Origin of the sequence: Geminicoccus sp., from assembly GCF_036263595.1 — a bacterium.
Taxonomy (GTDB): Bacteria; Pseudomonadota; Alphaproteobacteria; order Geminicoccales; family Geminicoccaceae; genus Geminicoccus.
Window position 1 is genome coordinate 22,270 of record NZ_DATAGQ010000167.1, and the last position, 22,989, is coordinate 45,258.

A 22,989-nucleotide genomic window follows, 5' to 3' on the forward strand; every position below is an offset into this window, starting at 1 on the left:
CCGCCCATGGCCGCCGGCACGCCTCGTGCCATGCTGATCCTCGCCGACGACCTGACCGGGGCGGCCGATTGCGGTGCCGTCTGCAGGCACCACGGCCTGTCCGCCTTCGTCGCGATCGACCCTATGGCCTCGGCCGAGGCGGACGTGCTCTCGCTCGACGCGGATACCCGCTCGCTCGATGCCAGGGATGCGGCCGACCGGACCCGGCGCTTGGTCGAGCTGACCGCCGCCACGCCGGCCAGGCTGTTCTTCAAGAAGGTCGATTCGACCCTGCGCGGCCATCTGGGCGTCGAACTCGCAGCCACGCTGCAGGCCCGCCGCAAGATCACGGACCGGCGGACGCTGGCCGTGCTGGCCCCGGCTTTCCCGGCCGCCGACCGGGTGACGCTGGGTGGGCGGCAGTTCGTGAAGGGCGTGCCCCTGGAGGAGACCGAGATCTGGCGGCGCGAAGGCTCGGGCCCGGACGCGGCGATCGCCCGCCTGCTGGAGCCGGCCGGCCTGCGGCACGCCCACCTCCCGCTGGCCGACCTTCGCAGCGGCACCCTTGCGGCACGACTGGCCGGCCTGAATGACGTTCCGGACGTCCTCGTCTGTGACGCCGAGACCGATGCCGACCTCGCGGCGCTGGCCCGGGCAGCACTGGCGCTCGGCGACGACATCGTCTGGAGCGGCTCGGCCGGCCTGGCCGGCCATCTGATTGATGCAGCCGGCCTTCGTCCCGGTCCGGCACCGGCAACCCCGATCCTCGAGCCTGGCCCCCTCCTGTTCGTGGTCGGCAGCATGTCGACAGTCTCCCGCGAGCAGGCCGCAACGCTGGCGGCCGAGGCCGACCTGTCCCTGCTCCCGGTGCCGGTCTCGGCCCTGCTCGGCGACCATGCCGTCCTTGCCCGAAGCGAGTGGCCCGTCCGCCTGCATCAGGCGATCGCCGCCTGCCGTGACGTCGTGCTGCTGCCCCGAGCCGACGTGCCGGACGACCCGCACCATGCCCTGGCCCTGCGCCATGCCCTGGCCGCGCTCGTCGCCCCAATCAGCCAGCATCTCGGCGGCCTGTTCGTCACCGGCGGCGAGACTGCCCGTGCCGTGCTCTCGGCCCTGCAGGTCCGGGGCCTTTATCTGCACCGCGAACTGGAGCCGGGCATCCCGTTGGCGACCGCCCAGGCACCGCGCCCCTTCGCCGTCGTCACCAAGGCTGGCGCCTTCGGCCAGCCACGCACCATGATCGACGTCCGGCACGCTTTGTCGGATCTGCTTGCCGGCTCGCCGGTTTCCTCCCTTAGCACGAAACGGAACTCCGCCATGAACCGCCCCCTCATCGCGATCACCATGGGCGACGCCGCCGGCATCGGTGCGGAAGTGATCATGAAGAGCCTGGCGCATGCCGACCTCTACGGCCGCTGCCGCCCGCTCGTGGTGGGTGACGCCGGGCGATTGGAGGCGGCCGGCAGGATCGTGGGCACGCAGCTTTCGGTGCGCCCGCTGACGGAGGACCAGGTCGCCGACGGCACCTACCGGCACGGCACCGTCGACTGCGTGGACCTGAAGCTGATCCCGGCCGATCTTCCCTGGGGCAGGATCTCGCCGGTCGCCGGCGACGCCTCGTTCCGCTTCATCGAGACCGCCACCCGCCTAGCGATGCAGGGCAAAGTCGACGCCATCTGCACGGCACCCATCAACAAGGAGGCGCTCCATGCCGGTGGCCACCGCTATCCCGGCCATACCGAGCTCCTGGCCGAACTGACCGGTACCGAGGAGGTGTCGATGATGCTGACCGCACCCGGCCTGCGCGTCATCCACGTCACCGTCCATATCGGCCTGATCGACGCCGTCGCGAAGATCGAGCCCGGCCTGGTCGAGCGCACCATCACCCGCGGCTATCAGGTGCTGGAGCGGGCAGGGGTGCCGCGCAAGAAGATCGGCGTGTGCGGCATCAATCCCCATGCCGGCGAGAACGGCCTGTTCGGCTACCGCGAGGAGGAAACCAAGATCGTCCCGGCCGTGGAAGCCTGCCGCGCCAAGGGCATGGACGTCGAAGGACCGCTCCCTGCCGACACCCTGTTCTTCCGCGCCGGCCGCGGCGACTTCGACATGGTCGTCGCCATGTACCACGACCAGGGCCACACCCCGGTCAAGGTGCTGGGCATTGAATCCGGCGTGAACATCACGGTAGGCCTGCCCGTCATCCGCACCTCCGTCGACCACGGCACCGCCTTCGACGTCGCGGGCAAGGGCATCGCCGACGAGCGGAGCCTGCTGGAAGCGCTCAGGCAGGCCATCGCCCTGACGGCGGCCCCGGCACCGCAGTGAGCGGCAGAGCAGGTACCGGACCTTAGCTTGTGCCCTTATCACCCACCCGCCGGTCGGCAGGTTCCAGGCTGTCGCCCCCGTCGGTCGGCCTGCTCCTTCGGACATGGCCCGTGCTGGCCGCCCTCGCTGTTATGCCCGGATGCACCGGTGCCGAGCCGCCCTCTGGGTCCATGGAACAGGACACCGACATGGTCGAGTGTCCTGCGGCCGCCGACAGGCTGAAGGCCTGCTTCGACAAGGCGCTGAGCGCATGCAGGAACGGGTTCATGGTCGTCATGCCAGCCGACGCCCTGGAGCCGGATGGCGGCATCGACACTGAGGCGCGCATGGTCGCCAGGTGCGCGCCGTGAGCTGACGCCATCCGGGCAGGCCGGTGCCGGGCGGCAAATGGCTCGGCAATTCCCCGGCCTGCCCCTCGGTCGTCAGCCGACGAAGTCGCCCGCGGTAAGACGCGTGACCCCGAACAGCGTCAGGGTGCCGTCCTCGGAGTAGCGGGATATGCTGCTCGCATCCACCGCATCAATGACAAGGGAGCTGCGGGCTGCACCGTCCAGCGTGACTGTCTCAAGGTCGACATGGGCATCGTCGCCGTCGACCCGGCCGTTCTTGTCGCTGTCCAGCTGGGCAAACTCGACTTGATCCCGGACAGGAATGGGCCCCTCGTAGTCCGGACTATCATTGAAGTAGTCGAACTTGATGTCGAGCTTGTCCTCGCCACGCACGAAGTCCGCCACAATATCATCGCCCGGGCTGACGAACCCTTCCCCGTAGATGTCGGGATCGCCCTCCATCGCGATGCCCGTGTAGCCGACGGTGTCCTTGCCGGCATTCAGCCGCAACAGGTCGTCGCCGCTCCAGCCGTTGACATTGTCGTCGCCCGTACCGCCTCGCAGCTGGTCGTTCCCCTGCCAGCCGTTCAGGTTGTCGTTGCCGCTGCCACCGTCGAGCAGGTCGTCACCGAGATGGCCCGCCAGAAGGTCGTTCCCGTCGCCGCCTTCCAGCCAATCGCCGCCATCGACCCCACGCGGATAGTCACCCATGAAGACAAGGCTGACGTCCTTGATCAGCCCGTAGAGCATATCGTCGCCGCGGCCACCGATCAGGTGGTCGGTGCCATAGTCTCCTTCCATGACGTCATTGCCATCGTCGCCCTTCAGCACATCGTCGCCGTAGCCGCCGAAGAGCTTGTCCTGACCTTCGTCGCCCCGAAGAACGTCGTTCCCGTTGGCGCCGTACAGCAGGTCGTTGCCCTCGTTGCCGTTCAGGTCGTCGTTGCCGTTGCCGCCGCGCAGCGTGTCGTTGCCGAGCTGCCCGTACAGCCGGTCGTCGCCCTCCTGGCCCCAAAGCGTGTCGTTGCCGGCCTCGCCATACATGGCATCGTTGTTGCCCCCGCCGATCAACGTATCGTTGCCGGCCCGGCCGAAGATCGTGTCCTTCGAGGCTGTCCCGGTCAGCTGCTCGCTGCGCGGTGTTCCGACGATGGTTGGCATGGCGCTGCTCCTTCGCGTTGGTAGCCAGCCAAGGTAAGGGGACAATGAGAGAGCAGGCATTGACTTGGATCAAGAATGAAAGCCATGCGCCATATTTTCAGGAATGCTCAAGCTGGCCTCTATCACATCTACAATAATGGAAATGCCGAAGAACAGCACTCCATTGTTCGTTGAATGGCTGTGCGAATCCCACTACCGCTCCGGTGCGGTCCGTGGCGTCGGCCCCAGCTCCGACGCGACCTGCGCATAATTGACCAGGGCCAGGCGGCCGACGCTGGCCAGGTCGCGGTAGTAGAGCACCGGCAGCATCGCCGTGAGCGTGCTCTCCGAGAAGAGCTGCTGGCGGCCCAGGATGATGATCAGGAAGCCCAGGCTGTAGCCGAAGCTGGTGAGCAGCGGGCTCCATGCCTTATCCGGCAGCCCCGCGCGCAGCAGGTCCTTGGCCACCATCGAGAACCCCATCGACAGTCCCGCCGCCAGCCCCGATCAGACCAGCTCAGCGACCACGCGGTTCCACCAAGAGGAGGCGGCCAGGGAGAAGGCGACCTTGCGGCTACGAAACGTCGTAACTGCGGGCAAAAAGTGGCTGCGCCTTGGCAAAATCCTGCATGGTACGCAAAGTCACCTGAAGGTTGCCGGTCCCACAATGACCAATATTGGTGACATCACGGGCAAAGCCTTCTTCCAGTGTGATGGATTTAGGATCTATCTTCAGATAAACGATCACGACTTTCGCTTGAGGATAAACTTCAACGCATGCAAAGTTCTTGATGCGCTTGAAGGCAATGTAATACTGAAGCTCTTTGACCTGAACGTCGCTTCCCAGGTTGATGAGGTGGGAGTGGACCGCCTCGTAGAGGTCGCTGAGGGCAGCATCGGCATTTGCTAGACGGTACAAGATTCGGCTCGATTGATAGGGATCGTTTACGCCGCTGCTCACCACAGAAGGCGTCACCTGGTTCTTGTCGCTGCCCGCCGGCTGCATGGTGATCCTGGCCTGCTTGGGCGCATGCACCAGTTCCAGCATCAACAGGTCGCCGAACCGGCGATACCGCAGAAGCTCGATGTTGCGGGCGATCTGCTTGACCGCATGCTCGTCGTAGCGCGTGAAGTCGCCCGCGATGCACAAGAGGCGCGGACCGGACCAGTCCACGTTTTTCGCTGCTTCCGCGCCGAGCTTCTCCATGACGAGCCATTGGAACTCCTTGCGGTGGTCCAGCAGCCAGTCGAGATAATAGAGCCCCTGGCTGACGACGTTCTCGTTGATCGCGCGCTTGTACTCGATGATGACCGGGCTGCCGTCCTCATCAAGTCCAAGTGTATCGATCCGCCCGCCATGGGCAGGTCCGGTGGAGTATTCGCTCGCGAGGAACTGCAGACCCAGCAGAACCTCGAGGTTGGCTTCGAAGAGCAGTTGAAGGGACTTCTCGACCTGCACCGCAGCGCCGGGAATTTCCTTCACCTGCCCATTGGTCACGTCGAACAGCTTGATGTCGCTCACGCCGGTCTCTCGCAGCAGCCCTTGTCGTCAACAGGCCGGTCTCGCAGACGGCTTCCACATCCGACGGACCATTCAGCCGGCGGAAGCACCAGCCGCCTGATAGTCCGCCTCGCTCACCTGCTCCAGCCAGTTCGTCTCGCCGGCGTCGCCGCCTTCCTGGATGGCGATGTGCACCATGGTCGTTGTCGGCCCGGCCCCGTGCCAGTGCTTCTCGCCCGGCGGGATCCAGATCGTGTCGCCCGGACGGATCACGATGGCGCCCTGGCCCTCCGTCTGGAACAGGCCACAGCCCGTGAGCACGTGCAGCGTCTGGCCCAAGGGATGGGTGTGCCAAGCGGTCCTGGCGCCCGGCTCGAAGCTCACCCGGAGTGCTCGAACCCGTGCCGGGGCCGGTGCCTGGACGATGCGGTCCAGCCAGACCGACCCTGTGAAATAGGCGCTGTTCCCGCGCATGCTCTCCTGCGCGCCCGCCCGTGTCAGCTCCATCGGCGTCTCCTGCTCGTCGGCCCCGCCGGTTCGGCGAGGCGCAGTCATAGGAATATGGACCTTGATACGCTAGAATGTCCCGCTTCTGCCGCGCAAGGGAAGGCCGACATGGCGACCATGGACCTAATTGGATTTTGCATGAACGAACCCAAGCCTCCCCCGATCCTTCGCGATCTCCGGTGCACGAACGAACCCGAGCCGGCGCCTGTGCCGGCTTGTCTTCACTCGATCCCGTTGGTCTTGGCGATGATGTCCGACAGCATGGGCACGTAGTCGTCGCCATGCCCGGTCCCCACCGCCAGCGCGAAGCTGTTGCGCACCGCCGCACCTACCGGGTTGGCGAGGCCCACCGCGTTCGCGAAGGCCGAGAGGTAGGACATGTCCTTGAAGCCGTTGCGGATCGTGAACTTGTGGGCGTTGCGGTCGCGCTCGATCACGTAGCGGAAGAAGGTCTGGTAGAAGCCGCAGTCCATCCGTCCGCCGCGGACGACGTTGTCGAAGACTTGCGACGTCAGGCCGGCCTTCGCGCCCAGCGCCAGCGCCTCGGAATAAAGGGCCGCATAGCCCATGGAGAGAAAGTTGTTCAGCAGCTTCATGGTGTGACCGGTGCCGGTGGGCCCCGTCTCGATGATCCGGCTGGAAAAGGCTTCCAGGACTGGCCTTGCCCGCTTCACCATCTCGGGCGCGCCGCCCACCATGACGTCGAGCGTGCCGGCTGCCGCATCCGCCGGTGTCCGGCCGAGCGGCGCGTCGATCAGGGTGATGCCCTGCGGGGCCAGCTCCTCGGCGAGCCTGGTGGTGACCGAGGGCTCCGAGGTCGAGCAGTCGATGACCAGCAGCTCCTTGCCGGCCGCAGCCAGCCCGTCCGGCCCCTGCATGACCGCCTGCACCTGCGGCGAGCCCGTCACGCACAGGATGACGATGTCGGACTGCTCCGCCAGTTCCTTCGGGGTGTGCGCCTCCTGGGCACCCCGACTCTTCAGGTCCTCGACCGGCTCCCGGTTGCGGTGGCCCATGACGGTCAGCGGCCAGCCCTTCTCGACGATGTTCTTCGCCATGCCGTGGCCCATCAGCCCGACACCGATGAAGCCGATCCGTTCCTTGGTCATCTGCTGGCACCTCCTCTTGCCCCGCCGCCGCCCCGTCATGCGCAGCGATCGTGCCGCGCGGACCCTAAGCCGCACCACCCGCCTGTCCACAGGCGATTGCCGGCACGCGGTCCCGAGGCCGCAAACTCGCAGACGGTCCTGGCAGACCAGGATCGGTCGCGTAGTCGCTCATGACCTGCCAGATCCTGGATACACCTGCAGTTGCACGCTTCGACTGCATGACCAAGCTGGCGGCGCGCTGGCAACGAGACCCCGCGCGCAGGAGCCCCTCCTGGTCGAGGACGCCACCCGGGGTCCGCGGTCTCCGACAATCCACTCGTCACCAAGCCGGGCGGGATCCGGTCCCATGCAGGCGTGCCGCTGCCGGACCATCACGCCCGAATCCTCGGCACCCCGTGCACCATCGGCTGCATGCCGCCGGCAAGGCGAAGTTCATGTTTCCAGCCAGGATGAACCACGAGATCCGCACGCCCGTGACCGCCGTGCCCAGCCTGCTCGCCGAGGAGCCCCTCGATGAAAGGCAGCAAGGTCCTGTCCATGCGATCAGGACATCCGGGCGGCACCTGCTGAGCCTCATCAACGACGTTCTCGACCTCTCCCGCATCGAGGCGGACGGGCTTGCGCTGGAAGAGATCGCCTACTCGATGGGCGAGCCACTGCAGGACTCGCCGCCGGTACTGCGCGACGACCCGGCCCGGCTGCGGAAGGTCCTGGTAAACCTGGTCGGCAACAGACCGAAGTTCGCCAGCAAGGGCGGGGTGCGGGTCGATGTCGGCTGGCAGGGCCTGCCGGCGGACGAGGTCCGGTTCCGATTGGAAGCAGAGGGCAGCGGCATCGGCATTCCGGAGGATCGACAGGCCGGTCCATCTACCACCCGCCGCTACGGCGGCCTCGGCTTAACCATCTGCCGCCGGCTGGCCGCTGCAATGAACGGCACGATCGGCGTCGAGAGCAATCTTGGCCAGGGCAGCACCTTCTGGTTCGAGGTGTCCTTCAAGCTGGGGTCAACGTCATGGAGAGCGAGCGGCGCGCTGTCTGGCAGCTGGCATGCATGAAGTCCTCACCAAGCCGATCGGATGGACCGAGCTGTTCGATGCGCTGGGCAAGGTCACGTCCGGGCGGGTGGGCGGCCGCAGCAGCGTGGCCCCTGTTCCTGTGGAATGCCGTGAAGGCTTCAGGCAGCCTTCAAGGGGAGATGCTGGACAACCGCCGGGACCCGGCCATCGCCATGCGCCGTGCGCACCAGCCGGCCGGCACCTTCCTCAGCCCTGGCCTCGTCCGGATCGGAACGCCGGCCCCTGGGACCGGGGGAGGATCAAACGGTGCCGCATCGACCCGACAGGACAGCCATCCGCAGCACCGCGGATCCACCGAAACCGGTCCAGACGCCGTCGTCAGATGCTGCCGTGGACCTTCAAACAGTCTGCTCGCCGTAATAGAGCGTCATCATGTGCTTCGCCTCGGCGAAGAACAGCCAGCGCTCGACCAGCGTCCCTGCAACCGCGGCCAGGGCGGCCAGCAGGGTGAGGAACACCGCGAAGGCAGGGCTCGGCGTGAAAAGGGCCACTGCCAGCAGCAGCCAGGGAACGGCCGCCCCCAGGACCACGGCGATCCGGCGCAGCTTCGCCGCATGCTTGCGGCCGACCCGATAGCCCATCTCGTTCAGGAGATAGTTCGAGCCAGTGTGCGGCGACTCCAGCAGGCTGACACGGCCGAGCTTGCCGAGCCCGGTGGCGCTGCCGATCGTCGCCGTCGGCATCCCGGCATCGGTGCGCTGCCACCACTGCCATTTCACCAGCCAGGCGACCGGGAGGGCCAGGAGTGCCGCGACATGCGGCCAGGGCAGGCTGGGCGTCAGCCAGCTTCCGGTCAGCAGTGCTGCCAGGACGAGGCCCGTGGCCAGCGACAGGCAGAGATAGACCGGCGTGGTGAGCGGATGATGCCATCGGGGGATGGGCGCCAGGGACTGGTAGATCATGCCGGTGCACAGCACGGTCACCACGGCCCCGATCGCAGCCAGGAGGCCCAGCGGCCAGGGTGCCGCGCCGGCGGCTACCCAGAATACCGTCAGCAGACCGGCGGGGATGAAGGTCAGGACGGCGGCGACACCTTCCCGCGACAGCCAGGAGGAGCGCCACTGGCTGAAGGCCCGCCACGCCCGTTCCGGCCGGCGCAGATGGCCCAGCGAACAGAGAAGCCCCGCCGTGATCATCACGAGCGTAGCACCCATGGCGATGAGCCCGAGCCGCGGGTCGGTCGGCAGGAGGCCGAGAAGAAGGCCGACGCACAGGACGAACAGGAGGCCGTATCCGGTCCCTGCCAGCGTGGTGAACAGGAGGATCGAGAAGGTGGGGTGCATCTCAGCCCACCGCCCCGCCTACAAGCGGCATCAGGAGAGCACCTTGTCGAGCCAGCCGAGGAAGCCGCCCTTCGGCGACGCGTCCTCCAGCGCCACTGGGGCCGCCCCGCAACCGGACCTGCCCGGGCGGGGCGGCAGGTACTTGTTGGTCGGCCGGTAGCCCATCTCGGCCATCAGGTCGAAGCCGCCACGATCGGCCACGAGCCTGCTGACCGGGCTGTTGGGGTCGGCCAGGTCGCCGAAATGGCGGGCATGGGTCGGGCAGGTCCGGACGCAGGCAGGCTCGCGCTCTCCCTCCGGCAGGTCTTCCGCATAGATGCGGTCCACGCAGAGCGTGCATTTCTTCATCACGCCGGCCAGCGGATCGAGCTCGCGGGCGCCATAGGGACAGGCCCAGGCGCACAGGCCGCAGCCGATGCACTTGTCCTCGTCCACCAGCACGATCCCGTCGTCGGCCCGCTTGTAGGAGGCGCCGGTCGGGCAGACCGTGACGCAGGCGGCGTTGTCGCAGTGCAGGCAGGACTTGGGAAAATGGACCGTACGCCCGTTCGCACCCTCGCCAGCCTCGAACCCGTGCACGCGGTTCAGCCAGGAGCCGATCGGGTCGGCACCATAGGCACGCTGGTCAGCGAGTGGCGCGCCATAGCCGCCGGTGTTCCACTCCTTGCAGGCGACGACGCAGGCCTGACAGCCCACGCAGGTATCGAGGTCGATGACCAGGCCCAGCCGCTTGGGCGGGGTGGCCGCGGGCAGCATCGTCATCGTTCAGCTTTCCAGGCGCCGAAGCGGCCGCCATAGGCGACGTGCGGCGGCGAAGGTGCCTGGCCGGGCGGTGGCTGGAGCGGGGCGAAGGCCGGCTGGCTCCGTTCATCGTGTCGTGCGATCTTCTCGATCCGCACGGTCAGGTCGTACCAGGCTGCCTGGCCGGTGACCGGGTCGGCATTGGCATAGCGCATGCCCTCTCCCCGGTCCGGCAACAGGTCGTCGATCAGGTGGTTCAGGAGAAAGCCCCGCGTGGCCTCGCCGGCATCGTGGGCAAGGCCCCAGGTGCCGGCCCGCTTGCCGATCGCGTTCCAGGTCCACACGGTATGCTCGTTCACGCCTTCCATCACCTTGACCTGCACCTCGATGGCACCGTGCCGGCTCTCCAGCCGGACCCAGTCGTCGTCGCGCAGGCCGTTGCGGTCCGCCAGCGCCGTGGCAATGTACAGCCGGTTCTCTCCCAGGATCTGCCGCAGCCAGACGTTCTGCGAGTGCCAGGCGTGGTACATCGACATGGGCCGCTGGGTCACCGCGTGCAGCGGGAACGCGTCCCGGTCATGCGCCGCATCGAAGGGCGCGTACCAGAACGGCACGGGATCGAAATAGGTGGCGACTCGCTGACGATGGCGCTCGGGCGGCTGGATGGGACCATGTCCCTGGGCGGCCAGGCGGAACTTCTGCAGGATCTCGCTGTAGAGCTGGATCGTGAGCGGTCCAACCGACGGCATCATGCCCTTGCCGACCGCGAACGTCTGGTAGTCCCGGTTGGCGTGCTTCATGAAGCGCGTCGATTCCGGGATCTCCTCCTGGAAGAAGCAGCCGTTCTCGATATAGCGCTCCAGCTGGTGCGGGTTGGGCGCGCCCTTGCCGGTGGCCGTCCCGTCGGCTCCCCGCCAGCCCGCGAGAGGCCCGATCCCCGGCGTCCGCTCGTGGCGCACGATGTAGTCCGCATAGGAGCTGTAGCGCGCCTGGCCGGCTTCGTCGGTGAAGGCCGAAAGGCCCAGGCGCCAACCGAGTTCGATCAGCACGTCCTGGAACGGGCGAACGTCACGATCCAGCGGGATGACCGGCTGGCGGATCGAGTCCTGGATGGCATCGGCCGAGCCGATCGGCCGGTCCAGCAGCGAGATGCAGTCGTGGCGCTCGAGATAGGTTGTGTCGGGCAGAACGAGGTCGGCATAGGCGACCGTCTCGGAATGGAAGGCATCGGCATAGATGATCCTGGGGATCACGTAGTCGCCGGTGGCCGGATCGAGCTCGGTGAGCCAGCCGATCGTCTCGGCCGTGTTCATGGCCGAGTTCCAGGCCATGTTCGCCATGTACATGAACAGCGTGTCGATCCGGTAGGGATCGCCGCGCCGGGCATTGCCGATCACGAGGTGCATCAGCCCATGGGCGGAAAGCGGTGCTTCCCATGAGAACGCCTTGTCGATCCGGACAGGCTCGCCCTCCGCATCGACCAGCAGGTCCTCCGGCCCCAGCGGGTAGCCGAGCGGCATGCCCGGCAAGGGCCGGCCCGGCACGATGTGCTCGGGCTTGCCAGCGGGCTTGGGGCCCGGCGGGATCGATTTCGGGTAGGGGGTCTCGAAGCGATGGCTGCCGGGCGTGTCGATGGCGCCCAGCAGCGCCTGCAGCAGGTGGATCGCCCGGCAGGTCTGGAATCCATTCGCGTGGGCGCTGATTCCGCGCATCGCATGCATGGCGACCGGTCGGCCGACAAAGCGCTCGTGGCGCCGCCCCCAGACATCGGTCCAGGGCGTCTCCACCACCACGGGCTGATCGAACGCGGCCTGCGCCAGTTCCAGGGCGATCCGGCGGATGGTCGTGGCGTCGATGCCGCACCGCAGTGCAACCTGGTCCGGACTGTACGCCGGGTCAGCGTAGCGCTCCGCCAGGAGCTGGAAGGCGGGCCTCGCGAACCGGCCGTCCGGCAGCTCCACGCGGCCAGCCAGCATGGGATCGACCTCGGCGGCCTCGGCCGGCTGGAGCGATCGCGTGCGCAGGTCCATGCAGAGGGCGCGACCGTCCTCGTCGCGGGCGAACAGGCCGTCCGTGCCTTCGCCGGGCGCATCGACCACGAGCCAGCCGGCATTGGTGAAGCGCTGCAGGTAGGGGATGTCGACCTTGCCGGCGCGGAGCAGCTCGTGGATCAGCGCCATCACGAACAGGCCGTCCGTGCCGGGCGTGATCGGCAGCCATTCGTCGGCGATGGCGGAATAGCCGGTGCGAACCGGGTTGACCGAGACGAACTTGGCACCCCGCTCCTTCAGCTGGGCGAGGCCGATCTTGATCGGGTTGCTGTCATGATCCTCGGCGACGCCGAACATCAGGAAGTACCGGGTGCGCGGGAAATCGACCTCGCCGAACTCCCAGAACGCGCCACCATAGGTGTACATGCCGGCGGTCGCCATGTTCACCGAGCAGAAGCCGCCATGGGCTGCGAAGTTGGGCGTGCCGAATTCCTTGGCCCAGAAGCCGGTGAGCGCCTGCGACTGGTCGCGCCCGGTGAAGAAGGCGAGCTTCTTTGGGTCGTCGTAGCGGATGTTCGACAGCCAGCCCGTCGCGATCGACAGGGCCTCGTCCCACTCGATCTCGCGGAACTGGCCGCTGCCCCTGGGACCGGTACGCAGAAGCGGTTTACGCAGCTTGGCAGGCGAGTGCTGCTGCATGATGCCGGCCGCGCCCTTGGCGCAGACGACGCCGCGGTTCACCGGATGGTCGGGATTGCCGTCGATGAAGCGAAGCTCGCCACCCTCCAGATGCACACGGATACCGCAGCGGCAAGCGCACATGTAGCAGGTGGTCGTTTTCACCTCGTCGGCAGCGACGTTCCCCTTAGCACGAATCTTGCTCGGTCCTTCCAAAGCCCTGGAACCGGTATACCGGCTGCTGGTTAAGCAGGTGTTAAGCGACACCGACGTTTTGTGCGAGGGTGCATAATCCCTTATCTTGGTCCAGTCCTTTCGAGGATTTGGTCCAAGAGAACATCAGCCGCCTCTCCTGCGGTGCGGCGATGATCCGGTTGGTTGTATCCGTCCCTTGCACATCACGTCTGCGGTTTTGTGCATTGCAGCATAGGTCGACCCGTGATTTCAATGTGACTGTCGTCACCATGGCTCGACGTCGACCCTGAACCGCAGGCCGGTGCAGGAAGATTGCTACGCTGCGATCTCCTGCCGGCCCCGCCGGCTGCGCCTGGAGACGAGCCAACATGACAATCGCTGCCCTTGCCGTTCCTGAATCCCGACCTGTCACTGGATCCGCCGACAGTCGTGCGACCTGGCGCTGGATGATCGGGTTCCGCTTCCTGCTGATCAATGCCGTGGGCCTCGCCCTGGTCGGGGCCGGCTGGGCGGCGGGTGTTCTCGATCCGATCTTCGCGACCGACACGACGCATCTCGTCAAGCTGATCGTGGCGGTGTTCGTCCTGGGGGTTGTCTGGTCGGCCCAACGGGCCTTCATGCTGGCCCGCGAGCTCAATGCCCTGGACCAAGCTCGTCCGTCCACCACGACCCGGGTTGGCGACTGGCTGCAACGTACGGCGGGCAGCGACGCCGGCATGCGGGCGAACCTGGCTGCTGCGCTGAAGCTCAAGATCGCGCACCGGATCGCCGCGGTTCGCCACGTGGCGGGTGCCCTGGTGCTGCTCGGCCTGATCGGGACCGTGGTCGGATTTATCCAGGCGCTCTCCGGCGTGCAGCCGGACACGGTCGGCGACGTCGCTGCCATCCCCGGCATGGTCTCCAAGCTGCTCGAAGGCATGGCCACGGCCCTCTACACGACGCTGGTCGGCTCCGCCCTGAACATCTGGCTGATGCTCAACTATCGCCTCCTCGAATCCGGCGGCGTCCACCTCCTCGCTCGCCTCGTGGAAAGGGGTGAGAGCCATGGACGGCTTTGACGATCGCGAGGAAGAGGCCGCCGATACGGTCTTCCGCGACACCATCATGCTGGCATTGGCCGGGTTCGTGACCGTCGTCATGATCGTCCTGGCCCATGTCCGGCCGGAAGCCCAGGCGTCGGCCAGCCAGGAAGCTGCCTCCATGCCCGGCAGCGTCATGATCGAGGCGCACTGGGACGGCGTGCTCGATGCCGACGTGGACCTGTGGGTGCAGGGTCCGGGCGACGTGCCGGTCGGCTATTCCAACAAGGGCGGCGGCCTGTTCAACCTCCTGCGCGACGACCTCGGCAAGCAGATGGACCTGTCCGGGGAGAATTACGAGGTCAGCTACAGCCGCGGCCTGATGGACGGCGAGTACACCGTCAACCTTCACCTCTACCGCAACCGGTCGACCGTCCAGGCAATCCCGGTCAAGGTTGTTGCCAGCGTCAAGCGCGGCCCGAACAAGGTTTCCAAGCAGATCCTGGTCAGCGACACCGAGATGGACCGCGAAGGCCAGGAGCGTACCGTGTTCCGCTTCAAGCTCGATCAGGATGGTGCCCTGGACCAGGACAGCGTCACCACCCTGTTCCGCCCGCTTCGCTCGGGATCCAAGACATGAGCACCCTTACTCTCCTCTTCGTGGCGTCGGTCCTCCTCGCGGCGGCGCTGGCCTCCGCCGTCCTGTGGTCGCGCCACCGCACGATCGTGAAGCTGGCAGCCCTTGCCGGCCTCCTCTGCTTCCTCCCGCTGGGCTACGCCGCCTATGCGGATCTGTTGAGCCGGCCGAAGCCGATCAGCCTCGAGTGGTGGCACCGCAACGCCGAGGAGGCGACGGTGATCGGCCAGCAGATGCGTGAAGGCGAGGGCATGTTCCTCTGGCTGCAGTTCTCCGGCGACCCGGAGCCCCGAGCCTACGTGCTGCCCTGGGACCAGAAGCTGGCCGAGCAGCTGCAGATGGCATGGGAGGAGGCGCAGAAGAACGGCACCGGCGTGCGCATGAAGCTGCCGTTCGAGCCGACGCTCGACGGGCGCGAGCCCAAGTTCTACGCGATGCCGCAGCCGCAGCTTCCCTCCAAGGACATGCAGGCCTCGCCCGCCATGCGCGTCCAGCCGCCTGGCGAGGATGCCTGAACGCTAAGATGCCGGATTGCGGGCAGCGCGCCGCCGCGGTACCCGCCCACGGCATGACGAGCCCATTTCCACGCGACGGGTGGCTGTTGCTCTTCCCGCCCTTGTTCTGGGCCATCAACACGGTGGTGGGCCGCGCTCTGGCCGGTCACTTCCCGCCGGTCGCCCTTTCCCTGGGCAGATGGGCGCTGGCCTTCCTGATCTTCCTGCCGTTCGCCTGGAAGCCGTTCCGCCAGCACCTGCCCGCCCTGCGCAGCTACTGGCGCGCGATCCTCTTCCTGTCCCTGCTGGGCGTCGGCCTTTACACCTCGCTGCTCTACCTGGCGCTGATCACCTCGAGCCCGGTTAACGTCCTCCTGATCGGAGCCTGCGCCCCCAGCTTCGTCCTGCTCGCCCGCGCAATGATCGAGCGCACCCTGCCCAGCCGACGCGCCCTGCTTGCGGCTGCCCTCTCGGTGCTGGGAGTCCTGCTGGTGAGCAGCCGGGGCGACCTGAGCCAGTTGTTCGGCCTCCGGTTCACCCAGGGCGACCTGGTGATGATCGTGGCGACGCTCGTCTGGGTCGCCTACACACTTGTTTTGCAAAGTGGCCGGCCGCCCGTGCCGGTGGCGCCCCTGGTGCTCACCCAGTTCGGAGCGGGAGCGCTGTTCCTCCTGCCCTGTGCCCTTCTCGAATGGCTGGTGTTCGCGCCGGTCATGGAGTTCGACGGAAAGGTCTGGCTGAGCCTGCTCTATGTCGCGATCTTTCCCTCGATCCTCGCCTATTTGTGCTGGGACCGGGGCGTGGCGGCGGCCGGGGCCGAGATCGCGACCGTCCTGGCCAATCTGGCGCCGGTGATCGCGGCGGTGCTGGCCTGGGCGGTGCTGGGCGAGGCCATCGGCTGGCATCACCTGCTGGCGGCCGTTCTGATCTTCACTGCGATCCGACTGTCCACGCACAAGCCAGCCTGATCGCCTGCGACCGCCACCCGGTCCCGTCCCCGCAGCGCCGCCCGGCGGCACGGTGGTGCGGTTTTTTGCTGGAAAATGCAGCAAACGAGCATGCAGTACTCGCACTGTCACGGATCATGTGGCAGGAGAGCGCCGGGCGGGCAGGCGTACGCCGACGGCAAGCCGAACCGGCCGCAAGGGTCGGGTCGTAGCGGCCGAGGCGGCGGTTTCTCGGGCGATTCATGTCAAGCAGCGGAGATGTGATCATGGCCAGCAACCGGCTGGAGGAGAAGCTCGAACGGATCCGCAAGGATTCGACGGTGAAGGACTTCGCGATCTGCGACGCCAAGGACGGCGACATGGGCGGCGGCATCCCGATGCCGGGCCCGGTGCGTGGCGCCGACGGCAAGCCCACCGGCAAGTTCAAGACCCGCGAGGCGCATCTCCAGCAGATCCGCGACATCGTCCGCCAGGACATCGTCGACCTCATGCTGCTCTCGGTCTCCACGCTCGAGATCCTGAAGGATGAGGGCCTGTTCGAGGGCAGCCGGGTCGGCACCGCGATCCGTGCCAACGACACGACCGAGATCAAGGGCCCGCGCAACAGCCAGTACCGCAAGACCGCGTCGCTGCCGTTCCGCACCGCCGAGATCCCGCACGCCATGTACGGCCGGCTCGACGCCGAGCCCGGCACCCCGCCGACGCTGACCGACCTCGGCCTCTACTCGGTCACCTTCGTCGGTGACGCCGAGCAGGACCGCGAGGCGCTCAACCACTATCGCGACTTCCGTGCGGAAGCCGAGGAGTGGGGCTTCAAGCACTTCCTCGAGGTGTTCAACCCGAACGTCAACTTCGAGAACAACTCGATCGAAGAGATCGGCGACTTCGTCAACGACAGCATCCTGCATGCGATCGCCGGCGTGCCGAGGATCTCCCAGCCCCTGTTCCTGAAGATGCCGTTCAACGGCCCGAAGGCCTGCTCGGAGCTGGCCGAGTACGACCCGCGCCTGATCGTGGGCATCCTGGGCGGCGGTGCCGGTACCACGCGCGACACGCTGGAGCTCTTGGCTGCCTCGCAGAAGTACGGCGCTCGTCTGGTGCTGTTCGGCCGCAAGATCAACCTGGCCGAGCACCCGCTCGCGATCGTCAAGCTGATGAAGGAAGTCGTGGACGGCAACATTACCCCGGCGGAGGGCGTGAAGGCCTACCATGGCGAGCTGGAGAAGGCCGGCATCCGGCCAGCGCGCGACCTGCAGGCCGACTCGGAGATCACCGAGGCCGTCCTGAAGATGTGAGCTGGCGGCATCGCCGGAGATGGGGAAAGGCCACCGCGAGGTGGCCTTTTTTCGTTGCCCCGCCGCTTTCAGCGGAGCCCGCGCATCGCTTCCTCCACCTCCAGGCGCGAAGGCATGCCGTCCCAGCCCCGGCCGGCCTGGCATTTGAGCGCTGCCGCAGCGCTGGCGAAGCGGATCGCCCGCTCCATCGGCATGCCTTCGGCGATGCCCCCGGCAAAGGCGCCGTGGAACACGTCGCCGGCCCCGGTCGTGTCCTCGCAGGTCACGGCCAGGGCTGGCACATGCAGCAGATGACCGTTCAACCACCAGAGCGAGCCCCGCTCGCCCATCGTGACACCGATGTCCCGCCCAAGCTGTTCGCTCAAGGCCTGCAGGCTCTGGGCGTCCGGCGCCGCGCCGCCTGTGACCTGCACGAAGGCACCCTCGCAGAACACCGGGTAGCGGGCGAGCCGCGCCAGCCGCAGCAGGAGCGACGTATGCCGGTTGTCCTCCGCGTCCAGCACGCTCGGCACGCCCATTGCCTCGGCCGCTTCCAGAAGCGCCAGGGAACCATCGATCCAGGCCGTGTCCGCCAGCACCGCTCCCGCCCCCGCCAGCCGGTCGAGGGGCAGTCGGCCAGCCGGCCGCTCGAAGATCTCCGCCCCGTGCGCCACGATCAGGCGCTCGCCGTTGCGGTCGACCATCACGATGGCCAGCACGGTCGGCACGCCATCCAGCACGGTCAGCCCGGCGACATCGACCCCATGCCGGATCAGGGCGTCCCGCGTCTGCACGCCATGGGCGTCGTTGCCGACATTGCCCCAGAAGGCAGCGGGAATGCCGAGGTTGCCGCACGCGACGGCCGCCGTTCCGGCCGGCCCGCCATTGCGCAGCGTCCGGCTCTTCGCCAGGATCTTGGTGGGCTCGCGCGGGATCGTGTCCAGCTGGAAGACGAGATCGACCACCGCGGCACCCAGGCACACGACTGGTCCACGTGCACTACCCATCGCTGCACCCCGCCCGACCCATGCTCGCCTCCCTGGCTTGTTCGTTCCTTGGGTGCGTCCAGCATGCCTGCCTGACGGCGTCGGCACCACCCGGCTCGAATGGCGCATGACGATCCCGGATGCGCTGCTGCGCGAGGGGCTGATGCGCTGGCGGGCGGCGCCTTGGCGGCTTTATCCCACGCGCAGCCTGCCACCACTGACGCTGGTGGGCACGGGCCAGTCGCTCGACTACGTCGCCCGGCAACTCGGGCGGGACCCCGCCCAGGCCACAGCCGCACGGCCAGTGCCGGCCTGGCGGCTGGGTCCGGCTCTGCAGCGCCATCTCGAGCAGGACGGGATCGTGCTGGCGCGACTGCCGTGTCCGCTGGCGACAAGGCTCTGCCCGATGGGGTTGCTCATGCCGGAGCTGGTGGACAGCGTGATCGATGTGGCGGAGGAGCGATGGCTCCGGTCCCGTTCTGCCCGCAGCAACCTCCAACGCATCGCCGACCACCGTCTCACCTGGCGCCTTTCCACCGGATCCGCCGCCGTCGAGCGGTTCTACACGCACTGCTACCTGCCCTACCTGCAGGCTCGCCACGGCTCAGGTGCCGCCTTGCGTTCCAGGCGCTCGCTCGCCCGCGACGCAGCGCACGGCGGCATCCAGGAGGTCTGCCTGGATGGCGAGACGGTGGCGGCCCAGCTGGTGGGATTTGGGCCGGACGAACTGCAATGCATCGCGGTCGGTGTGCCCGGTGATGGCGAACTGGCGCGGGAAAGCGGAGCCATCGCTGCGACCACGGCATTTGCGATTGAGCTGGCCAGGCAGCGCGGCCTGGCTTTCGTGAACCTGGGCGGAAGCCTGCCGCTGCGCCGCAATCCGGTCCTCTTGAGCAAGAGCTACTGGGGCGCCCGCGTCACGTTGCGGCCGCGCGCCGACCACGACCTCCTGCTGGCCTGGCGGGTCTGGTCGCCTTCGGTGGCCAGGATCCTCACGACCCTCGTCCCGATCCTGCGCAGTCCACATGGCTTGGTCAGTGTCGAGGTACCGGGCCTGCGGCCGTTGCACGGGCTCTCGGCGTCCTTGCAGATCCCGCCTGGCGCCTCGTCGCGCGACCTTGCCCAAATGCTCATGCGCGACCAGCGTGGTCTGTCAGATTAGCTCCGACCAGCCGATTCCTGCTCGCCTGCAGGCCCGCAGCGCCTCCGCCCAGACACGTGGCTGCCAAGACCGGTCCAACTCCAACTTGCCGGCCGGGTGAGCGAGGAACCAAGTCTGTGCGTCCTTCCCGACCGCTCCAGGCCGGACGGACGGATCCGGCCCGCAGCGCCATTCTCCCGATGCCTGCGCTAGCCATCCCAGGTCACGTAGCCGTGGCCGCGGGAAGGCGACCAGGCCACCGAGCATGGCAGTCCGCGCAGCACAGCGCTCGATCGGCCAGTCCGGCTGAAACACAAGGCCCGCATCGGCCGGTCCCACCTTGCGGGCTCGTGTGGTCGGTGACGTGGCCGGCTGCGGAGCCGCCACGGCCGTTCTGTCGATCACCTGGTCCAGGCAGTCCAGCAGCAGCCTGCCGCCCTCCCGAGCCACCTGGAGCGCCAGATCGGCGTGCCGTGCGCCGCTTTGTACCGGCACTTCCCCCTGCAGCAGGATGGGGCCGTCGTCCTCGCCGGCCTGCAGGCGGTGCACCGTCACGCCGATGCTGCCGCGCCCCGTCAGGAGCTGCCAGAATATCGGGAAAGGTCCACGCCATTCCGGCAGCTTCGCCGGATGCACGTTGAGAAAGCCCAGGCGCGGATGGCCAAGGAGGTCCGCCGGCAGGAGGCAGGTCATGCTGGCGACGCAGACGATCTCGGCACCATGCCGATCGCACAAGGTCCGCACGATCTCCAGCTGGCTCCGGTCGGCCTGGGCGAAGGGAATCCCGTGCCGCTTGGCGAAGCTTCCCAGCGTCGATGGCCCGAACCGGTTCATCAGGCCTGCCAGCCCGTGCGAGCGGCGGACGCTTCGCAGGATCGCCACCACGTCGTGACGTGGCGCCAGGACCTGGAGGTGACCCAGCGAAAAGATGCTGTTTGTGCCGATGAACAGGACGCGCAGCCGGACAGGCGACGCCATCGCCTCAGCCCGCGGCGGCGGCGACAATCCCGTCGCGCCAGAAGAATTGCCCGGGCTCGGCCTGGACTTCCCGTTCCAGGAGCGTGGCCATGGACAGGCCGGCTTCCTGCATGCCCGATGGCCCCGTTCCCGGCTCGATGGCCGGCATCAGCCGGGTGACGAAACAGCCATCCGGGTCGCGGGTCGTCACGGCCGGAATCAGGGCGGCGCCGGTCTGCCGGGCAAGCTTGATGGCGCCGTTGGCGAGCCGCAGCCGCCCGGCCATGAACGGCAGCTCGATCCTGCCCGCCCCTTCGGCGGCGACCGTGATCGTCACGATCCCGTTCGCCTTCAGGCGCGTCGCCAGCCGGCGGGCTGCCGCCACCCCGGCGTCGCCCTGTCCGATCACCACCCGCTCATCCAGGAACATGTTCTCGGCACGGAGCTGGTAGGCATTCAGCACCTGCATCCCCAGGCGCGAGCGGGCGGTGCCATGCGACCACCGGCTCAGATGGGCGACCGGCAGGCCCATGCGGTGGCAGGTCAGCTTGGTCATCAGCGCCGAATAGACGAAGGGCGGCGCCCAGAGGATCGCGCCCCGCCCTTGCGAGAGCGCCTGGTCGACTTGGACGCGGCCGTCCAGGCGAATGGGTGGCTGCCAGTTTCCTGGCCGCAACGCGCGCATGAACTGGAGCTGGCGGACGCGGAACGCCCGGATGAGGTCGATCACTGCCTGGCGGGCCGCCGCCTCGTCCAGGCGATCGCCTGCCACCTTCCGGATCCAGGCCGCCTCGGTCGCCACCCAGGCTGACCGGTGCCTCGACCGCCACTGGGCGATCGCGTGGCCCATGCGGTCCCAGGCCGGCTCGCCCGCGAACCAGGCGAGAGCGAATCCGACAGGGAGGCGCGCGAGCGCAACCAGATCCTGTCGGCTCCACCAGTGCAAACCCGGCTGCTCCCGCGTGATCACCCGTCGCCCACCCATGGACCATCCGCCGCATGTCACGGTTAGCATGGACGATGGCTACAGGGGCAGCGCGCACAGTGACCGGCCGGAACGCCAGTGCCGGCCGGCGGTTTGGGCAAGACCTCCGCCCGGACCTACGAGCAAGACCCTGATGCTCTCTGCCGATTCGACCGCCCCCGCCGGGATCCAGCACGATCCGTCCAATGCCGGACGGGACGGACCCGAAATGGCCGTAGCGGCGGCCAACCTCCGCTACGTCACCGACGACATCCCGGGCATCACGCGGCGGCGGGCCGGCAAGGGCTTCGCCTATCGCGACCCGTCCGGTCGCCCGGTGAAGGATCCCGCGGTCCTCAAGTGGATCCGCTCCCTGGCGATCCCGCCCGCCTGGACCGATGTCTGGATCTCGCCCTTCCCCGACTCCCACCTCCTGGCGGTGGGCCGCGACCAGAAGGGCCGCAAGCAGTACCGCTACCATCCGGACTGGCGGGCGACCCAGGACACCCACAAGTTCGAGCGGATGCTGGCCTTCGGCCGGGCTCTGCCGGCCATCCGCCAGGCGGTCGAGGCGGACCTGCGCAAGCCGGGTCTCTCCAAGCGTCGCGTCCTGGCCCTGGTCGTGCGCCTCCTGGAGGTCACCCATATCCGCGTCGGCAACGAGGAATACGCCAAGACCAACAAGAGCTACGGCCTGACCACGCTCAAGGACCGCCACCTGAAGGTCGACGGGGCCACCATGCGCTTCCGATTCAAGGGCAAGAGCGGCAAGGAGCACCAGATCACGCTGAAGGACCGGCGCCTCGCCCGCCTGGTCGGCCAATGCCAGGACCTGCCCGGCCAGCAGCTCTTTCAGTACATCGACGATGACGGCCATCGCGAGACGATCGATTCGGCCGACGTGAACGAGTACCTGCGCGAGATCTCCGGCGACCATTTCACCGCCAAGGACTTCCGCACCTGGTCCGCCACCGTGCTCTGCGCCTGGTCGCTCCACGCCTTCCACGCCGCCGAGGAGGGCCATGCTCCCACCAAGAAGAACCTGAAGCAGGCCATCACCGAGGTCGCCCGCTGCCTGGGCCACACGCCCACCATCTGCCGCAAGAGCTATGTCCACCCCCAGATCGTCGACGACTACCTGGCCGGCACCCTGCCGGACGCGCTCAAGGTCGAGATCGACGGCGAGCTGTCGCCGGACCCGGCCAACCTGGAGCCCTACGAATCGGCTGTTCTGACCTATCTCGGCAGCCGGCTGCAGGCAGCCGAGGCCGGCTGAACGAGCCTGAGGCATTGCCCGATCAGGAGGTCCAAGATGCAGGCGGTTCGACTGGGGAAGAAGCTGGCCACCTTCGACGAGCACTGGTCGCCCAGGATCGTGAGCCAGTTCAACGGCCACGACGTCATGGTGGTGAAGGCCAGGGGCGAATTCGTCTGGCACGCCCACCCCGATACGGACGACTTCTTCCTGGTCCTGAAGGGCAGGCTGACGATCCAGCTCCGCGATGGCCAGGTCGATCTGGGTCCGGGCGATCTCTATGTGGTGCCCAAGGGCGTCGAGCACCGGCCGGTCGCGGACGAGGAGGTGCACCTTCTTCTGATCGAGCCGAAAGGCACACCCAACACAGGCGACCAAGCGACCGCCGCCAAGAAGACCGCGATCTGAACTGGCCAAATGGTGGCAGCAGGCAGGCATTGCGCCTGCCTGCGCCTGCACCA

The 22,989-nt window shown here is 67.5% G+C and carries 22 protein-coding genes; 11 read left to right on the top strand and 11 right to left on the bottom strand.

Annotated features, from left to right (window positions below):
• Positions 1-6: 6 nt before the first annotated feature.
• Both pdxA and VHL31_RS18055 read left to right on the top strand, forming a co-directional pair.
• Positions 7-2,304 carry a 4-hydroxythreonine-4-phosphate dehydrogenase PdxA gene (gene pdxA / locus VHL31_RS18050; RefSeq protein ID WP_329662633.1) on the top strand — a complete coding sequence of 766 codons (2,298 nt, stop codon included), beginning with the start codon at positions 7-9 and terminating at the stop codon, positions 2,302-2,304.
• A gap of 188 nt (positions 2,305-2,492) precedes the next feature.
• Positions 2,493-2,654 (top strand): hypothetical protein, encoded by a 162-nt coding sequence (locus tag VHL31_RS18055; protein ID WP_329662634.1) that lies wholly within the window; start codon positions 2,493-2,495, stop codon positions 2,652-2,654.
• 72 nt (positions 2,655-2,726) lie between these two features.
• Here the strand turns inward: VHL31_RS18055 and VHL31_RS18060 are convergent, their stop codons facing one another.
• The 5 genes from VHL31_RS18060 to VHL31_RS18080 all read right to left on the bottom strand — a co-directional run bounded on the left by VHL31_RS18060 (position 2,727) and on the right by VHL31_RS18080 (position 6,935).
• Positions 2,727-3,794 carry a hypothetical protein gene (locus VHL31_RS18060; protein WP_329662635.1) on the bottom strand — a complete coding sequence of 356 codons (1,068 nt, stop codon included), beginning with the start codon at positions 3,792-3,794 and terminating at the stop codon, positions 2,727-2,729.
• A 192-nt stretch (positions 3,795-3,986) separates the two neighbouring features.
• The gene (locus tag VHL31_RS18065) at positions 3,987-4,274 is read right to left on the bottom strand and encodes a formate/nitrite transporter family protein (protein ID WP_329662683.1); all 288 of its coding nucleotides are present in this window, start codon (positions 4,272-4,274) and stop codon (positions 3,987-3,989) included.
• Between the two features lie 73 nt (positions 4,275-4,347).
• Positions 4,348-5,295, bottom strand: a complete 948-nt coding sequence (locus VHL31_RS18070) for a DUF5655 domain-containing protein (RefSeq protein ID WP_329662636.1) — start codon at positions 5,293-5,295, stop codon at positions 4,348-4,350.
• Positions 5,296-5,367: 72 nt separating this feature from the next.
• Positions 5,368-5,781 carry a (R)-mandelonitrile lyase gene (locus VHL31_RS18075; protein WP_329662637.1) on the bottom strand — a complete coding sequence of 138 codons (414 nt, stop codon included), beginning with the start codon at positions 5,779-5,781 and terminating at the stop codon, positions 5,368-5,370.
• 221 nt (positions 5,782-6,002) lie between these two features.
• Positions 6,003-6,935 carry an NAD(P)-dependent oxidoreductase gene (locus tag VHL31_RS18080; protein WP_349262484.1) on the bottom strand — a complete coding sequence of 311 codons (933 nt, stop codon included), beginning with the start codon at positions 6,933-6,935 and terminating at the stop codon, positions 6,003-6,005.
• A 389-nt stretch (positions 6,936-7,324) separates the two neighbouring features.
• Here VHL31_RS18080 and VHL31_RS18085 point away from each other — a divergent pair, with 389 nt between their 5' ends.
• The gene (locus VHL31_RS18085; protein WP_329662639.1) at positions 7,325-7,945 is read left to right on the top strand and encodes an ATP-binding protein; all 621 of its coding nucleotides are present in this window, start codon (positions 7,325-7,327) and stop codon (positions 7,943-7,945) included.
• A 359-nt stretch (positions 7,946-8,304) separates the two neighbouring features.
• Here VHL31_RS18085 and VHL31_RS18090 read toward each other — a convergent pair whose 3' ends face one another.
• The 3 genes from VHL31_RS18090 to VHL31_RS18100 are packed head-to-tail and all read right to left on the bottom strand — an operon-like array spanning position 8,305 to position 12,875.
• Entirely contained in the window at positions 8,305-9,249 is a 945-nt protein-coding gene (locus tag VHL31_RS18090) for a dimethyl sulfoxide reductase anchor subunit family protein (RefSeq protein ID WP_329662640.1), read from the bottom strand.
• Positions 9,250-9,279: 30 nt separating this feature from the next.
• Positions 9,280-10,011, bottom strand: coding sequence for a 4Fe-4S dicluster domain-containing protein (locus tag VHL31_RS18095; RefSeq protein ID WP_329662641.1), 732 nt, complete (start codon positions 10,009-10,011; stop codon positions 9,280-9,282).
• Positions 10,008-12,875, bottom strand: a complete 2,868-nt coding sequence (locus VHL31_RS18100; RefSeq protein ID WP_349262483.1) for a molybdopterin-dependent oxidoreductase — start codon at positions 12,873-12,875, stop codon at positions 10,008-10,010. Before VHL31_RS18100 ends, VHL31_RS18095 begins: the two co-directional genes overlap by 4 nt.
• Before the next feature lie 347 nt (positions 12,876-13,222).
• Here VHL31_RS18100 and VHL31_RS18105 point away from each other — a divergent pair, with 347 nt between their 5' ends.
• The 5 genes from VHL31_RS18105 to VHL31_RS18125 all read left to right on the top strand — a co-directional run bounded on the left by VHL31_RS18105 (position 13,223) and on the right by VHL31_RS18125 (position 17,246).
• Positions 13,223-13,912, top strand: a complete 690-nt coding sequence (locus tag VHL31_RS18105; RefSeq protein ID WP_329662643.1) for a MotA/TolQ/ExbB proton channel family protein — start codon at positions 13,223-13,225, stop codon at positions 13,910-13,912.
• The gene (locus VHL31_RS18110) at positions 13,899-14,513 is read left to right on the top strand and encodes a hypothetical protein (RefSeq protein WP_329662644.1); all 615 of its coding nucleotides are present in this window, start codon (positions 13,899-13,901) and stop codon (positions 14,511-14,513) included. The genes VHL31_RS18105 and VHL31_RS18110 overlap by 14 nt, the downstream gene beginning before the upstream one ends.
• On the top strand, positions 14,510-15,025 hold the full coding sequence (locus VHL31_RS18115; RefSeq protein ID WP_329662645.1) for a hypothetical protein: 516 nt from the start codon (positions 14,510-14,512) through the stop codon (positions 15,023-15,025). Before VHL31_RS18110 ends, VHL31_RS18115 begins: the two co-directional genes overlap by 4 nt.
• An 8-nt stretch (positions 15,026-15,033) precedes the next feature.
• On the top strand, positions 15,034-15,972 hold the full coding sequence (locus VHL31_RS18120) for a DMT family transporter (RefSeq protein ID WP_329662646.1): 939 nt from the start codon (positions 15,034-15,036) through the stop codon (positions 15,970-15,972).
• Between the two features lie 245 nt (positions 15,973-16,217).
• On the top strand, positions 16,218-17,246 hold the full coding sequence (locus VHL31_RS18125) for a hypothetical protein (RefSeq protein ID WP_329662647.1): 1,029 nt from the start codon (positions 16,218-16,220) through the stop codon (positions 17,244-17,246).
• Between the two features lie 68 nt (positions 17,247-17,314).
• Here the strand turns inward: VHL31_RS18125 and VHL31_RS18130 are convergent, their stop codons facing one another.
• The gene (locus VHL31_RS18130; protein WP_329662648.1) at positions 17,315-18,232 is read right to left on the bottom strand and encodes a PfkB family carbohydrate kinase; all 918 of its coding nucleotides are present in this window, start codon (positions 18,230-18,232) and stop codon (positions 17,315-17,317) included.
• A gap of 106 nt (positions 18,233-18,338) precedes the next feature.
• Here VHL31_RS18130 and VHL31_RS18135 point away from each other — a divergent pair, with 106 nt between their 5' ends.
• The gene (locus VHL31_RS18135; RefSeq protein ID WP_329662649.1) at positions 18,339-19,373 is read left to right on the top strand and encodes a hypothetical protein; all 1,035 of its coding nucleotides are present in this window, start codon (positions 18,339-18,341) and stop codon (positions 19,371-19,373) included.
• Here the strand turns inward: VHL31_RS18135 and VHL31_RS18140 are convergent.
• Positions 19,365-20,330, bottom strand: coding sequence for a methionyl-tRNA formyltransferase (locus tag VHL31_RS18140; RefSeq protein ID WP_329662650.1), 966 nt, complete (start codon positions 20,328-20,330; stop codon positions 19,365-19,367). The genes VHL31_RS18135 and VHL31_RS18140 overlap by 9 nt on opposite strands.
• Positions 20,331-20,334: 4 nt before the next feature.
• Entirely contained in the window at positions 20,335-21,294 is a 960-nt protein-coding gene (locus tag VHL31_RS18145) for a hypothetical protein (protein ID WP_329662651.1), read from the bottom strand.
• A gap of 133 nt (positions 21,295-21,427) precedes the next feature.
• Here VHL31_RS18145 and VHL31_RS18150 point away from each other — a divergent pair, with 133 nt between their 5' ends.
• Both VHL31_RS18150 and VHL31_RS18155 read left to right on the top strand, forming a co-directional pair.
• Positions 21,428-22,549 carry a hypothetical protein gene (locus tag VHL31_RS18150; RefSeq protein WP_329662652.1) on the top strand — a complete coding sequence of 374 codons (1,122 nt, stop codon included), beginning with the start codon at positions 21,428-21,430 and terminating at the stop codon, positions 22,547-22,549.
• 36 nt (positions 22,550-22,585) lie between these two features.
• The gene (locus VHL31_RS18155; protein ID WP_329662653.1) at positions 22,586-22,936 is read left to right on the top strand and encodes a cupin domain-containing protein; all 351 of its coding nucleotides are present in this window, start codon (positions 22,586-22,588) and stop codon (positions 22,934-22,936) included.
• Positions 22,937-22,989 lie beyond the last annotated feature (53 nt).